The organism is Aliibacillus thermotolerans, from assembly GCF_027853235.1.
Taxonomy (GTDB): domain Bacteria; phylum Bacillota; class Bacilli; order Bacillales; family Marinococcaceae; genus Aliibacillus; species Aliibacillus thermotolerans.
In genome coordinates this window covers 1-13,111 of the sequence record NZ_WKJG01000083.1, presented here as the reverse complement: position 1 = coordinate 13,111, position 13,111 = coordinate 1, and the positions used below count along the sequence as shown (strand labels likewise).

14 protein-coding genes and 5 tRNA genes are annotated in these 13,111 nt (G+C 39.1%); 15 read left to right on the top strand and 4 right to left on the bottom strand.

From position 1 onward, the window contains the following. Nucleotides 1-134: 134 nt before the first annotated feature. The 5 genes from GJS40_RS12090 (at nucleotide 135) to GJS40_RS12070 (ending at nucleotide 3,522) form a co-directional block, all read left to right on the top strand. Nucleotides 135-896, top strand: coding sequence for a metal ABC transporter ATP-binding protein (locus tag GJS40_RS12090; RefSeq protein WP_270898232.1), 762 nt, complete (start codon nucleotides 135-137; stop codon nucleotides 894-896). Continuing rightward, complete coding sequence (locus GJS40_RS12085) at nucleotides 893-1,762, top strand: metal ABC transporter permease (RefSeq protein ID WP_270898107.1); 870 nt, start codon at nucleotides 893-895, stop codon at nucleotides 1,760-1,762. The genes GJS40_RS12090 and GJS40_RS12085 overlap by 4 nt, the downstream gene beginning before the upstream one ends. After that, nucleotides 1,763-2,605 (top strand): metal ABC transporter permease, encoded by an 843-nt coding sequence (locus tag GJS40_RS12080; RefSeq protein WP_270898106.1) that lies wholly within the window; start codon nucleotides 1,763-1,765, stop codon nucleotides 2,603-2,605. Next, on the top strand, nucleotides 2,602-3,018 hold the full coding sequence (locus GJS40_RS12075) for a Fur family transcriptional regulator (protein WP_270898105.1): 417 nt from the start codon (nucleotides 2,602-2,604) through the stop codon (nucleotides 3,016-3,018). The genes GJS40_RS12080 and GJS40_RS12075 overlap by 4 nt, the downstream gene beginning before the upstream one ends. 111 nt (nucleotides 3,019-3,129) lie before the next feature. Next, nucleotides 3,130-3,522, top strand: coding sequence for a DUF308 domain-containing protein (locus GJS40_RS12070; RefSeq protein ID WP_270898104.1), 393 nt, complete (start codon nucleotides 3,130-3,132; stop codon nucleotides 3,520-3,522). Between the two features lie 43 nt (nucleotides 3,523-3,565). On the opposite strand, the gene ispG is transcribed toward GJS40_RS12070, so the two are convergent. After that, nucleotides 3,566-4,660: a flavodoxin-dependent (E)-4-hydroxy-3-methylbut-2-enyl-diphosphate synthase gene (gene ispG / locus GJS40_RS12065; protein ID WP_270898103.1), complete on the bottom strand. Its 1,095-nt coding sequence runs from the start codon at nucleotides 4,658-4,660 to the stop codon at nucleotides 3,566-3,568. 155 nt (nucleotides 4,661-4,815) lie between these two features. Then, entirely contained in the window at nucleotides 4,816-5,154 is a 339-nt protein-coding gene (locus GJS40_RS12060) for a hypothetical protein (RefSeq protein WP_270898102.1), read from the bottom strand. Between the two features lie 97 nt (nucleotides 5,155-5,251). Here GJS40_RS12060 and GJS40_RS12055 point away from each other — a divergent pair, with 97 nt between their 5' ends. Together GJS40_RS12055 and GJS40_RS12050 are read left to right on the top strand one after the other, a co-directional pair. Beyond that, on the top strand, nucleotides 5,252-6,145 hold the full coding sequence (locus GJS40_RS12055; RefSeq protein WP_270898101.1) for a DUF1002 domain-containing protein: 894 nt from the start codon (nucleotides 5,252-5,254) through the stop codon (nucleotides 6,143-6,145). A 281-nt stretch (nucleotides 6,146-6,426) separates the two neighbouring features. Next, on the top strand, nucleotides 6,427-7,083 hold the full coding sequence (locus GJS40_RS12050) for an NfeD family protein (RefSeq protein ID WP_270898100.1): 657 nt from the start codon (nucleotides 6,427-6,429) through the stop codon (nucleotides 7,081-7,083). 10 nt (nucleotides 7,084-7,093) lie between these two features. Here GJS40_RS12050 and GJS40_RS12045 read toward each other — a convergent pair whose 3' ends face one another. After that, on the bottom strand, nucleotides 7,094-7,888 hold the full coding sequence (locus GJS40_RS12045; RefSeq protein WP_270898099.1) for a DUF1189 domain-containing protein: 795 nt from the start codon (nucleotides 7,886-7,888) through the stop codon (nucleotides 7,094-7,096). 183 nt (nucleotides 7,889-8,071) lie between these two features. Between GJS40_RS12045 and GJS40_RS12040 the strand changes: the two genes are divergently transcribed. Continuing rightward, nucleotides 8,072-9,697 carry a Na/Pi cotransporter family protein gene (locus GJS40_RS12040; RefSeq protein ID WP_270898098.1) on the top strand — a complete coding sequence of 542 codons (1,626 nt, stop codon included), beginning with the start codon at nucleotides 8,072-8,074 and terminating at the stop codon, nucleotides 9,695-9,697. 57 nt (nucleotides 9,698-9,754) lie between these two features. Here the strand turns inward: GJS40_RS12040 and GJS40_RS12035 are convergent, their stop codons facing one another. Beyond that, nucleotides 9,755-9,994, bottom strand: a complete 240-nt coding sequence (locus GJS40_RS12035) for a hypothetical protein (RefSeq protein WP_270898097.1) — start codon at nucleotides 9,992-9,994, stop codon at nucleotides 9,755-9,757. A 418-nt stretch (nucleotides 9,995-10,412) separates the two neighbouring features. Between GJS40_RS12035 and GJS40_RS12030 the strand changes: the two genes are divergently transcribed. The 7 genes from GJS40_RS12030 (at nucleotide 10,413) to GJS40_RS12000 (ending at nucleotide 13,013) form a co-directional block, all read left to right on the top strand. After that, nucleotides 10,413-10,487 (top strand) — tRNA-Asn (locus tag GJS40_RS12030). Between the two features lie 3 nt (nucleotides 10,488-10,490). Then, a tRNA-Met gene (locus GJS40_RS12025) sits at nucleotides 10,491-10,567 on the top strand. A gap of 11 nt (nucleotides 10,568-10,578) precedes the next feature. After that, nucleotides 10,579-10,654: transfer RNA gene (locus GJS40_RS12020), tRNA-His, on the top strand. Between the two features lie 985 nt (nucleotides 10,655-11,639). Then, nucleotides 11,640-11,716: transfer RNA gene (locus tag GJS40_RS12015), tRNA-Ile, on the top strand. 53 nt (nucleotides 11,717-11,769) lie between these two features. After that, nucleotides 11,770-11,865: transfer RNA gene (locus GJS40_RS12010), tRNA-Ser, on the top strand. Between the two features lie 480 nt (nucleotides 11,866-12,345). Further along, a complete protein-coding gene (locus GJS40_RS12005; RefSeq protein ID WP_333723940.1) occupies nucleotides 12,346-12,798 on the top strand; it encodes a YveK family protein in 453 nt (150 codons plus the stop codon). A 2-nt stretch (nucleotides 12,799-12,800) separates the two neighbouring features. Further along, the gene (locus tag GJS40_RS12000) at nucleotides 12,801-13,013 is read left to right on the top strand and encodes an AAA family ATPase (protein WP_333723931.1); all 213 of its coding nucleotides are present in this window, start codon (nucleotides 12,801-12,803) and stop codon (nucleotides 13,011-13,013) included. Nucleotides 13,014-13,111: the final 98 nt, after the last annotated feature.

Genomic DNA, 13,111 nt, shown 5'->3' with positions numbered 1-13,111 from the left:
ATCCTTCATTGGGTTGCTTTTTTCTTTTGTGATAAACAATTGAATTTGTAATACATATTCCGTATACTAAAAATTATAAATCGTAATCATTCTTAATTAGTAAAGGAGTTCTCAGATTGAAAGAAAACGATTGTATTGATGAAGTGGTCCGTGTGAAAGATGTTTTTTTTCAATATCATGGTCAACCAGTCCTTGAAAACATTGCATTCGTCATCAAAAAGGGATCGTTTACTGGACTTGTCGGACCAAATGGCTCGGGAAAGTCTACCTTAATTAAACTTATCCTTGGCTTATTAAATCGTCGGGAAAGAGGAGAAATTTATTTATTCGGTACTCCCCTGGAAAAATTTAAACAATGGTCAAAAATTGGTTATGTTTCTCAAAAAGCAAACAGCTTTAATAGTGGCTTTCCGGCGACGGTTTTTGAAGTTGTTGCGATGGGTTTATATGGGAAGATGGGGCTATTTCGTTTTTTGCGGAAAGGGGAAAAAGAAAAAATTGATGAAGCATTAAATACGGTCGGAATGCTTCCTTTTAAAAAGCGTCCCATTGGTGAATTATCAGGAGGACAACAACAACGGGTATTTATTGCTAGAGCGCTTGTAAGCGAACCGGAATTTCTCATATTGGACGAACCAACCGTTGGTGTGGATGCAGCCTCGGTAAAAAAATTTTATCAATTGTTACTGAAATTAAATCAAGAAAAAAACATTACTTTATTGTTAGTCACCCATGATATTGGGGTGATGACACGCTATGTTACCGATGTGCTCTGCTTAAATAAAACGTTGCATTTCCACGGAACTGCCCAAGATTTCGAAACGAGTGACCTGTCTTCTGTGTACAAACATGACGTTCAATTAGTCACTCATGAGCATGGGGGATTTCACACGTGATTGAGGCGCTCTTGAAGTATGAATTTCTTCAGCATGCATTTTTGGTCGGTGGATTGATTGGCTTTTTAGCTCCAATGCTAGGCGTGTTTATCGTAGTGAGAAAATTATCGTTAATTGCCGATACACTTTCGCATCTAACGTTAACTGGAATTGCATGTCATTTATTTCTTACCCAGCATTTTTCTTTTTTCCTCCAACTTCATCCACTTTGGATGGGAATGAGTTTTTCGGTCATTGGAGCAGTACTTTTGGAAAAATTACGGCACATCTTTCATTCTTTTAAAGAATTTGCCATTCCCGTTGTATTATCTTCAGGAATCGGATTAGGCGTTGTGTTTTTGTCTTTGGCAGATGGATTTAATAATGACTTGTTTCAATATTTATTTGGAAGCATGATTGCGGTGACGAAAGAAGACGTGTGGACCGTTTTTTTTGTGACCGTCATCGTGATGGGCTTATTAATGTTGTTTTATAAAGAAATATTGTTTTTATCTTTTGATGAAGAACAAGCACGAGTGAGTGGAATAAGAAGCAATTTTTCCCAATTATTATTTATTGTCATGACCGCACTAGTGATTTCTATCTCGATGCGAATAGTCGGTATTTTACTCGTTTCTTCGTTAATGATTTTACCTGTAGCGACTGCATTACAATTTGCTAGAAGTTTTAAACAAATGTTTGCATATGCCATTATATTTGGAGAACTTGCCGTCGTGTTCGGGATGTGGGCTGCCTTTTCTTTTCACATTGCCCCGGGTGGAACGATTGTTGTGTTATCGTTACTTCTGTTCATCGTTTTATTAAGTGGCAGAAAATTATTAGGTTTACCTGTTCGTGTCTACCGCTCTAAGAAGGAAGAGATGTAAATGTTTGAACTGTCCTTATCTTTTATCGAACGAGGGATTGTAGCAGCAATGATCGTTGGTGTCATTGCCCCATTAGTGGGAGCAATGTTATTTGTGCGCAGATCATCGGTGGTTTCAGAATCTTTGTCTCACGTCACGTTAACAGGGGTCTCAGCCGGTGTGTTACTAGCACAAGTGATGGAGACCATACCGATGAATCCATTATATATCGGTTTTGGATTTGCTCTTGTCGGTTCCTTATTGATAGAAAAGTTAAGACAAACTTTTCACCATTTTCAAGACTTAGCTGCACCGATGATATTATCCGCAGGGATTGGACTGAGTGCGGTGTTGATGAGCATATCCACTGCTGGTTATAATGAATGGTATGATTATTTGTTTGGAAGCATTATTTCCGTTAGTCCGTCAGATCTTCGTTTTATTATGATAACAGCTTTTATTGTATTACTCATTTTTTATTTTTTTCAAAAAGAATTAATCATTGTTTCTTTTGATGAAGAATTTGCGAAAGTGTCCGGTGTATCGACAAAAGGAATGAATTTTTTGTTTTCGATCCTTGTTGCCCTCGTCATTTCCATGTCGATGAAAGTTGTTGGCATCTTGCTAGTCGGAGCGCTTATTTCGCTTCCGGTTGCTGCTTCGCTAAAAGTGGCACGAAGCTTTCGGCAACTGCTTGTATGGAGCGTAATATTAGGGGAAGTAGCGGTCATGAGCGGGGTGTATTTTTCTTACCATTATTCGATTGCCCCAGGAGGAATGATTGTCGTGATGTCTGTGTTACTTCTTTTATTGTTTCTTTTGCTTCCGTCTTTAATGCATCGAAAACAGGAGGGATCATCATGAACGTTGAACAAGCGATGGATACGTTAAAAAAAGAAGGGTACAAAACAACGGGTAAAAGGGAACAACTTGTGAAAATTTTTGCCAATGAAAAAAGGTATTTAACTGCTAAAGAAGCGCTGATAAAACTACAACAAACGTATCCACGCGTCAGTTTTGATACAGTGTACCGAAATGTATCTTTGTTTGTTGATATGAATATTTTAGAGGAAACGGAATTAGATGGAGAGCGATGGTACCGATACCGCTGTGCTACTTCGAAGCATCACCATCACGTCATTTGTGTAGAGTGTGGAAAAACAAAACAAATTGAAGCTTGTCCGATGGATATGTTATCTCCTCAAACAAATGGAGAGTTTCAAATTATTGATCATAAATTTGAAATTTATGGATTGTGTTACGTTTGTCAACCATAAGTGTGTCCCTCTTTTCTTATTACTTGATATTGCCAGAGTGAAAAAAGGTGATGTCGGAGAATATAATAAATGCTCGTTCTTCACTAAAGAAGGGCAGGGAGGGGCAGCAAGATGGATGAGTACAGAGACCGTCATGAAAGCGATCAAGATGAAACAACGGAAAAGTCCCGAAGTGAAATGGACGAGACGGATTTTACAATAGAAACCGCTTCTGAAATCGCTTCTCCGGGAATGGCTAACCGCCAAAATATTGAAAAAGAGGAAGATAGAGAACAAAATGAAACAGAAGAGATGAACGATCTCTCTGTTGGTCGCGGATTAGGAATTGTTGCTATTATTTTAAGTATCAGTTCCTTGTTCTTCCTTCCGTATATTATGGGTGCAGCGGGAATCATTCTCGGTATTTTAGCAGTAAGAAGAGAAGCGCGAATGAGCGGGTATTGGTCGATAGGTATCGGGGCTTTTTCGATCTTGATGACGCTTTTCTTTGCACCGTTTTATTAGCCCGTTCTGTAAAAAGCTGTTCCGTGCATTCGGAACAGCTTTTTTAAACTTGTTTGGCTTTTTCTTGTTTATATTCTTCTGCAATCGCATCGATTTCTTTTTTCAGTTCTTCTACCATTGTTTCTTCCGGAACTTTGCGAATGATTTCACCGTGTCGAAATAGTAATCCTTCTCCTTTTGCACCAGCAATCCCAATATCCGCTTCTCTTGCTTCCCCTGGACCGTTTACGGCACATCCAAGTACGGCCACTTTAATCGGTGCTTGAATCTTGGAAATATATTCTTCTACTTCATTGGCAATTTTAATAAGATCAATTTCAATTCGGCCACACGTTGGGCAAGAAATGAGTGTCGCCGCATTCGAAGCAAGACCAAAGGATTTTAACAATTCTCGGGCTACTTTCACTTCTTCTGTCGGGTCTGCACTTAAAGAAATACGAATTGTGTTACCGATACCTTTATTTAATAAAACCCCAAGACCTGCGGCACTTTTAATCGTACCTGCAAATTGAGTACCGGATTCGGTAATTCCTAAATGAAGCGGATAGGAAAAGGATTCGGCAGCTTTTTCGTACGCTTCAATTGCTAAGTTAATATCTGATGCTTTCATCGATACGATGATATCATAAAAGTCAAGATCTTCTAAGATTTTTATATGGTGAAGGGCACTTTCCACCATGCCATCTGCTGTTGGGTATCCGTATTTTTCCAAAATGCGTTTTTCAAGCGAACCAGCATTAACGCCAATACGAATAGGAATATTTTTCTCTTTCGCTGCTTTGACGACGGCTTCCACTTTTTCTTGCGTTCCAATATTTCCTGGGTTAATGCGAATTTTATCTGCTCCACCTTCAATTGCTTTTAAAGCGAGACGATAATCAAAATGAATATCGACTACAAGTGGAATATGAATGCGTTTTTTTATTTCAGGAATCGCGTTCGCTGCTTTCATGTTTGGACAAGCAACGCGCACGATTTGACAACCTGCTTCTTCTAAACGTAATATTTGTTGAACGGTTGCTTCCACGTCTTCTGTTTTAGTTGTCGTCATACTTTGTACTACGACTTCATTATTTCCTCCGATGACTAGGTCCCCAACTTTCACCGGCCTAGTTTCTGTACGATGGGTGATTTGCATCTCGATCCAGTCGCCCCTTTATGTGTATAAAATTAGCTGACTTAACATTACTATTGTATCAGCGATGGGATTCATTTGGCAAGCAAGCCTATGCTGTTCTCTCGACCCTAAAGCGCCATGTTTCCATCTTGAAAGAAGGGATGCTACAATGAGAATCATTGAAATAGAGACGGTTCGTAAATTGGAAAGTAGTACGATTGATCTACTTCAATTGCCTCTGGGGCTGTTCCATCGTTTAGTTTTTGAAAATCTTCTGCGATTTGTTCTATAGAAACAGGAACTGGTCCTTCGTGCAATTGCTCTACGATAGATAACACGGTTTGACCAGGTTCTACAATTACCTCTTGCACAGGTTGGTCAGGGGATGGTGCTTCTTCACGTGGTGCTTGTCCATTTGTTGGTGTACTTTCATTTGTTAATGTACCTTCTGTCAAATCAAAATAGACGGAGAGACCTAAAATCACAATGCCCATTATTATGAAAAACTTTTTCATTATTTTTCATCCTTTACTAAACACTTAATCGTTATAATAATGAATATGAAGAAAATATAAATTCATGATGAAATGTTCCTTTAAAGGAGTGAGAGAAATGAATCGTTGGAAAACATTCATTGCATGTATGACGGCACTGTGCATGGTGTTACATATGCCTTCCATAATCTTTGCTGATGCAATTGAAGGAGAGTCCATTGTGACGCTAGGGGAAGATTTAAGCAGCGAGCAAAGAAGTCAATTATTAGAAGAAATGAGTGCGACGGAACAGGATCATATTATTACGGTTTCTAATAGTGAAGAACACGAATATTTAGGGGATTTTATGAGTCGAGCAGATATTGGAACAAACGCTCTCTCATCATCAAAAATCACCGCATTAAGTGAGGGAGAAGGAATTCATGTCCAAACAAATAACATCACGAAAGTAACTGAAGGCATGTATGCCAATACGCTTGTGACAGCAGGGGTGGAAGATGCGGACGTGTATGTAACCGCTCCTTTTCCAGTATCCGGGACAGCCGCGTTAACCGGTTTAATTAAAGCGTATGAAGTTCAAAACGACATTATCATTCCGGAAGAACAGAAAAAAATAGCGAATGAAGAAATGGTAAAAACTTCTGAATTAGGAGAGCGAATCGGAACGGAAGAAGCAACCGAATTAGTCACTCGCATTAAAGAAGAAATTGGAGACGAACCAATTGAATCAGAAGAAGACATTCGCGATTTAATACAGCGAATCGCTCGGGAATTGGGCATTGAATTAACGGAAGAAGAACTCAATGGACTGGTTTCTTTATTTAACCGAATGAAAGATTTGAATATTGATTGGGATCAAGTGCAAAATCAAATTACACAAATTCGAGATAACTTAGGCGACTATTTAAATAGAGAAGAAACTCAATCTTTGATCCAACGCGTGCTTGATTTTTTAAATGAATTGATTGAATCCATCAAAGGATGGTTTGAAGGTGAAAGTGAGAATGCTTAATCGTTGGACTTGAGAACTGGCTTTGGGATGCTTCAAGAAGTGAATGTACCGAATTTTACGCTACGATTTGATTTTCACTGAAAAGATGTCTAGAAGAACCGAGTTATGCTAGCCTTTTCTTGTCAATAAAAGCACTGCTTCAAAAGCTGGGACGTCCAAAATTTTTAAAGATATTTTGTGGACGCAGGTGACCCCGGCTTTTTTTTGTGTGAAAATAGGGGAGAAAGCGTTAAAATAATAGTAAGGGGAGAGAGGGATTTTGGTGAAAGGAGCTTGATCATATGGCGTGGTTAGATTACGCGAGTATCGGATTTCTTGTTGTGTTTTTAGGAACCGTTTTTTTAGTTGGCGAGTTACTCGTTAAAGCAAAAGGTATTTTTGCTATTTTAGGGATCTTATTAATGAGCCTGTTTTTCTCTTATCACATTGACTCCATCTCTGGTCTGTGGATTATATTACTTTACATTGTTGGACTTGGACTCATTATTTTAGATGGAAAAGTGATTAGTGATGGTACGATTGCGATATTGGGGGCCGTTTTAATGAGCTTCGGTTTAGCGGTTCCGGTTCCGGGTTTTACCTATGGTTTACTCGTTATCTTTGGTTTTGTGATTGGATTATTTGCTTCTTCACTCTTTTTAAAAGTGTTTCCAAGAAGGAATCTTTGGTCAAAAATTACGTTGCGGGACCGATTAACGGGAGAAGAAGGTTTCAATTCTTTGAATGAAACGTATACTGGATTAGTAGGTAAAAAAGGAAAAACATTGACTCCTTTTCGTCCCACTGGTACGGTAGTTATTGATGGGAAGCAATATAGCGCAACAAGTGGGGCGCAGTGGATTGAGCCAAATGAAGAAGTGGAAGTCATATCCGTAGATGGCACAAGAATTCTCATTAAAAAAATGAATCAAAAAGAAAAAGAGGAACTCAATGGATGACTCCTCTTTTTTATTTTTCAACTTGTGGGCTTTTCCGTTTAGGAGTTGGCAACTTTTTATATACGACAAAAAGCATTGTAATGGCAATCAGCCAATATAAAAAGAAATTGGCTGCAGTAAGGAATGGGATACGTAAAATATCGATGATCATCGATAGAACGGTGGGAAGAGTGACAGTGTATGCAGACAATATCCATATATGTCGATACGTAAGAGAAATAGGAGCGCTTCTTTTCATTAAATATCCGATTAGAGATAGAAAAGTAATTCCGACAAATTTTAACCCTGTAGAAAAAATATAGAAAATAATTAAATAAACCGGGATAAAAATGGGTAGTAGTTGTGTAGCTGAATCAATAAACTGACTGATTTCATCTTTTGTGAGCGCGATGTTACCTGCTTGATCATATCTAAATGTGTAAGTTTCATTATGGCTTGCGATGTAAATATCTTCCTGTAGTAAAGCAAATACTTCTTCATCTTCTTTTAGATCAGAGATCGTTATTTCACCAGTGGAGTCAAAGATGACACGAGAATTGTCTTTCTGAAAGAAAAGCGGCTCTTCTTCTTCGGACTGTAATTTTCCATTTTGAATGGTGAAATCAGGAAGATTGAGCGCAAGGGCATCTTTTACCAGATTGGTTGTAGATATCACAGTCTGCGTAACAATAACACTTGCAGGAATACTGACAATCAACATGAGGAAAAATACATAACCAATGGTTTTACCAATACCTAAAAAACGAAATCGACCGATATATGTAGGGGAATATAAACTTTTGAAAAACGCAACAAATATATTCATGAAGTACCTCCTTCTATCTCCCATATTTTACATGAGAAAGAAGAAACAAGAAAGCGATGAAGCAATATTAACATTCTTAACAAAATCTTTACATAAATGATACAAAATCTCAACAATCTCAACGTACGATGGAAGAGGTTTGTCGAAAGCAGAGAAATACATACACTGAAGGGATGAAACAATTTGGATCTTCAGACGATTCTTTTCACGTTTTTCGGCGGAATAGGAATATTTTTATTCGGCATTAAGTTTTTAGGAGATGGTTTACAAAAAATCGCGGGAGATCGTTTAAGGGATTTATTAGATAAATATACGAGCAATCCCTTATTGGGAGTACTTACTGGAGTTTTAGTGAGCGCATTAATCCAATCAAGTACGGGAACGACAGTCCTTACCGTAGGGCTAGTGAATGCAGGATTTATGACCTTAAAGCAAGCGATTGGCGTCATCATGGGAGCAAATATTGGAACGACTGTTACTGCTTTTATTATTGGAATTAAAATTGAAGAATACGCCCTTCCGATCATTTTTATAGGAACGTTTTTCATTTTCTTTTTCAAAAACAAGAAAGTGAATAATGTCGGACAAGTGTTCTTTGGATTAGGTGCACTGTTTTTCGGACTATCTCTCATGGGGGATGGAGTAGCGCCTCTTCGTGATTCCAGTGCATTTCGAGATTTAACGATCAATATGAGCGATAATCCGCTGTTTGGGGTTGTCATTGGGGCCATCTTTACTGCTATTATCCAAAGTTCTTCTGCTGCAATTGGACTACTACAAGAATTGTATGCTCAAGGCGCAGTCACGTTGGGTGCAGCTTTACCGGTGTTGTTTGGTGATAATATTGGAACGACGATAACAGCGGTCATCGCAGCATTAGGATCTTCCATAGCAGCAAAAAGAGCAGCGTTAACTCACGTTATGTTTAATCTCATTGGTGCGACGATTGTGATTATTTTCATTGTGCCTTATACTGGACTCATAGAGAACATTCAAACGTGGCTCGATTTAAACAGGCCGATGACGCTTGCCTTTGCCCACGGGATTTTTAACGTATCTAACACAATTATTCAATTGCCGTTTATCGGTGTGTTGGCATGGATCGTCACGAAATTAATCCCAGGTCAAGATACCGAAATTGAATTCAAAGCAAAACATTTAGATGTCAGCTTTATTCAACGCTCCCCATCCATTGCGCTAGGACAAGCGAAATCTGAAACATTACGAATGGCTGAATTTGCCGAAAAAGGGTTAATTGAAGCAGAACAATATTTAATGACAAACCATAAACGACATGCGGAATTAACATTTCAGTATGAAGAAGCAATTAATAATTTAGATAAAAAAATCACTGACTATCTCGTGCAAATTTCTGAACGTTCGTTATCAGATGATAATTCCCGCATGCATTCTGTCTTAATGGATACTGCCCGGGATATTGAACGAGTCGGTGACCATATGGAGAACATTGTAGAATTAGTAGATTATCAATTAGCGAATAAAGTTGTGCTTTCTGATGAAGCATATAAAGACTTGAAAGAAATGTTTGATTTAACGATTTCGACATTGCAAAATGCGATTGTTTCGTTAGAAAATGACGATATGAATGAAGCGGAAAAAGTGGTTAGAAAAGAAGAAGAAATTGATAAGATGGAACGGAAATTAAGAAAACAACATATTCTACGCTTGAATGAAGGGTTGTGTTCTGGCTCGGCAGGAATTGTATTCGTAGACATCGTGAGTAACTTAGAAAGAATTGGAGATCATTCGGTAAATATCGCTTACGCAGTTCTTGACGAATACATTTAAGGGGAGGCTGTCTAATAAGTCCTGATAAATAAATCGAGCGTTCCTTTCAACAATCATTTAGCGCTGAAACGGTGCCATACATCGTGCATGGATTGCTTTCACAATGGTGTTTGGATTGAAACGGTGCCATGATCCATTCATAGCTTGTTTCCACAAACTATTTTTGAATGAAACGGTGGCATGAGCGATCCATGACTTGCTTTCATCAGACATTTTTGAATGAAACGGTGGCATGAGCGATCCATGACTTGCTTTCATCAGACATTTTTGAATGAAACGGTGGCATGAGCGATCCATGACTTGCTTTCATCAGACATTTTTGAATGAAACAGTGTTATGAGTCATCCATGACTTGCTTCCATTAGCTATTTTTGAATGAAACAGTGTTATAAGCCATTCATGGCCTGCTTCAATTAGCTATTTTTATATGAAATGATGGCATGACCCATCCATGGGTTGCTTCCACAAACAATACTTTGATGAAACGATGGCATGACTATCCATGACTTACTTCCATCAACAATTTGGTGTTGGAAACATGCCTATTCGGCCAAGAGGCGTTTCCAGAAGCAATTTTTGATGAAGCGGTCACAAAAAATGTCCAAAAAGTCACCAATCATGACTTTTTGGACAGCTCCTTCAAAAAAACATTTTAAAAATTCTTGACGAATGTGACCAAACATGGTAGTATATTCATTGTCGTTCAGAGATATATTCCACAGTAGCTCAGTGGTAGAGCAATCGGCTGTTAACCGATTGGTCGCAGGTTCGAATCCTGCCTGTGGAGCCATTTGGCGGCGTAGCTCAGCTGGCTAGAGCGTACGGTTCATACCCGTGAGGTCGGGGGTTCGATCCCCTCCGCCGCTACCAATGTGGATATGGCGGTTGTGGCGAAGTGGTTAACGCACCGGATTGTGGCTCCGGCATTCGTGGGTTCGATTCCCATCAACCGCCCCATTAAATATCATCCTCATTTGATTGAAAGCAACGAGCGCTACACCAAAGAATAGTCAACGAGTTGTCCCGACGGACCTAGCTCCGAAGCAAAAGCTATCAGAGGAAGGGACAGACCTTACTAAAATCGTTCATGCAACATAAATTTGAAAATCTAAACCTATCATAAGGACCCTTCACTCAGTTGGTTAGAGCAACGAGCAAACCATCGTCGAAATCACTACGAGTTGTCCCGACGGACCCAGCTCCGAAGCAAAAGCTATCAGAGGAAGGGACAGACCTTACTAAAATCGTTCATGCAACATAAATTTGAAAATCTAATAAACCTATCATAAGGCCCTTCACTCAGTTGGTTAGAGCAACGAGCAAACCATCGTCGAAATCACTACGAGTTGTCCCGACGGACCCAGCTCCGAAGCAAAAGCTATCAGAGGAAGGGACAGACCTTACTAAAATCGTTCATGCAACATAAATTTGAAAACCTAAACCTATCATAAGGACCCTTCACTCAGTTGGTTAGAGCAACGAGCAAACCATCGTCGAAATCACTACGAGTTGTCCCGACGGACCCAGCTTCGAAGCAAAAGCTATCAGAGGAAGGGACAGACCTTACTAAAATCGTTCATGCAACATAAATTTGAAAATCTAAACCTATCATAAGGCCCCTTCACTCAGTTGGTTAGAGCAACGAGCAAACCATCGTCGAAATTACTACGAGTTGTCCCGACGGACCCAGCTCCGAAGCAAAAGCTATCAGAGGAAGGGACAGACCTTACTAAAATCGTTCATGCAACATAAATTTGAAAATCTAATAAACCTATCATAAGGCCCTTCACTCAGTTGGTTAGAGCAACGAGCAAACCATCGTCGAAATCACTACGAGTTGTCCCGACGGACCCAGCTCCGAAGCAAAAGCTATCAGAGGAAGGGACAGACCTTACTAAAATCGTTCATGCAACATAAATTTGAAAATCTAAACCTATCATAAGGACCCTTAGCTCAGTTGGTTAGAGCAGACGGCTCATAACCGTCCGGTCGTAGGTTCGAGTCCTACAGGGTCCACCATGTTACAAAAGCATGTCAACCACGTGCTTTTTTATTTTGGCTAGACATGATATGGAGGAATACCCAAGTCCGGCTGAAGGGGGCGGTCTCGAAAACCGCTAGGACGTTTTTTAAACGTCGCGAGGGTTCAAATCCCTCTTCCTCCGCCATACATCATTGTGATGTGACTCGGGTTGCAGCGGTTCCTTATTGGTAGCAACAAAGTGATATGAGTAAAAAAGTGCGCAAATAAAACGGTGAAATGCAAAAATACATACAATATACTCAGCCCTCTAGGCGCTTAAAAACGTCTAGGGGGTTTTTTGTGTCTAAAAACGTACATATGTTGAGGGCGAAAAGCTAAGTTTAGCGTAGACTGTCGCAAAGAAACGAGTCATTGAAACAATAGATAACGCTCCTTGAGAAAAATGCACTTTAAGCTGCACATCTTAAAGGATTATGAGGTACAAATGGGCTATTTTTGAGAATGGTTTTTATTGATCAATTCCCTCATAGATGAAGCTTTTGTTGCCTTCTAATATATATATCTTTATTCCTAAAATATATATTTCATTCCTTCTTCTCATTCAAATATCAAATAATGAAAAAATTTTGATATATCATGATATAATTAAAAGAATTTTTTACACATCCATACAAAATTCTATGATATAATCCAAATAGTTTGCTTTAAAACAATACTGTGTTCGGAGGTTGCTGTACTATGCGAAGAAACGATTAGTCTTAGGGAAATCATTGATACGTTAAAAAAGCGTATTGTTATGATTGTATTAATTACTGCTGTTTTTGTAGCGGCAAGTGGTTTAGTGAGTTATTACGTATTGACACCGGTTTATAAAAGTTCAACGCAAGTACTGGTGAGCCAGCAGGCAACAGGAGCAGCATCTGCACTTCAAGCCGCAGGATTTGATACAGACTCAAAATATATCGATACGTATAATGTCATTATGAAAAGCCCTTACATACTCAATCAAGTCATTGATGAAATGGGGTTAGATAGAACCCACAATCAATTGAACAAGCAGATTAGTGTAGCGCAAGAAGGCGAATCTTCTCCACCACGGTGGGGAACCTTGCTGTAGTGATGGCACAACAAGGAAATAAAGTTCTCCTGATGGATACGGATTTACGAAAACCGACCGTTCACTATATTTTCAAACAGACCAATAACCGCGGTCTTACAAATATTCTTACGCATCAAAAGAGACTCGAAGAATGTACATTAACAACGGAAGTAGAAAATTTATACATTTTGCCAAGTGGTCCGATCCGTTGCCAAAACTCTATAAAACTCTAAAGTTTTGTTTATTTCCTGCTTCAACGTGTCCGATTTTGCCGAAGCTACTCTCGTTTGGTATAACACTCCACAGGCGTTAATTCGGGTACAACGAACCC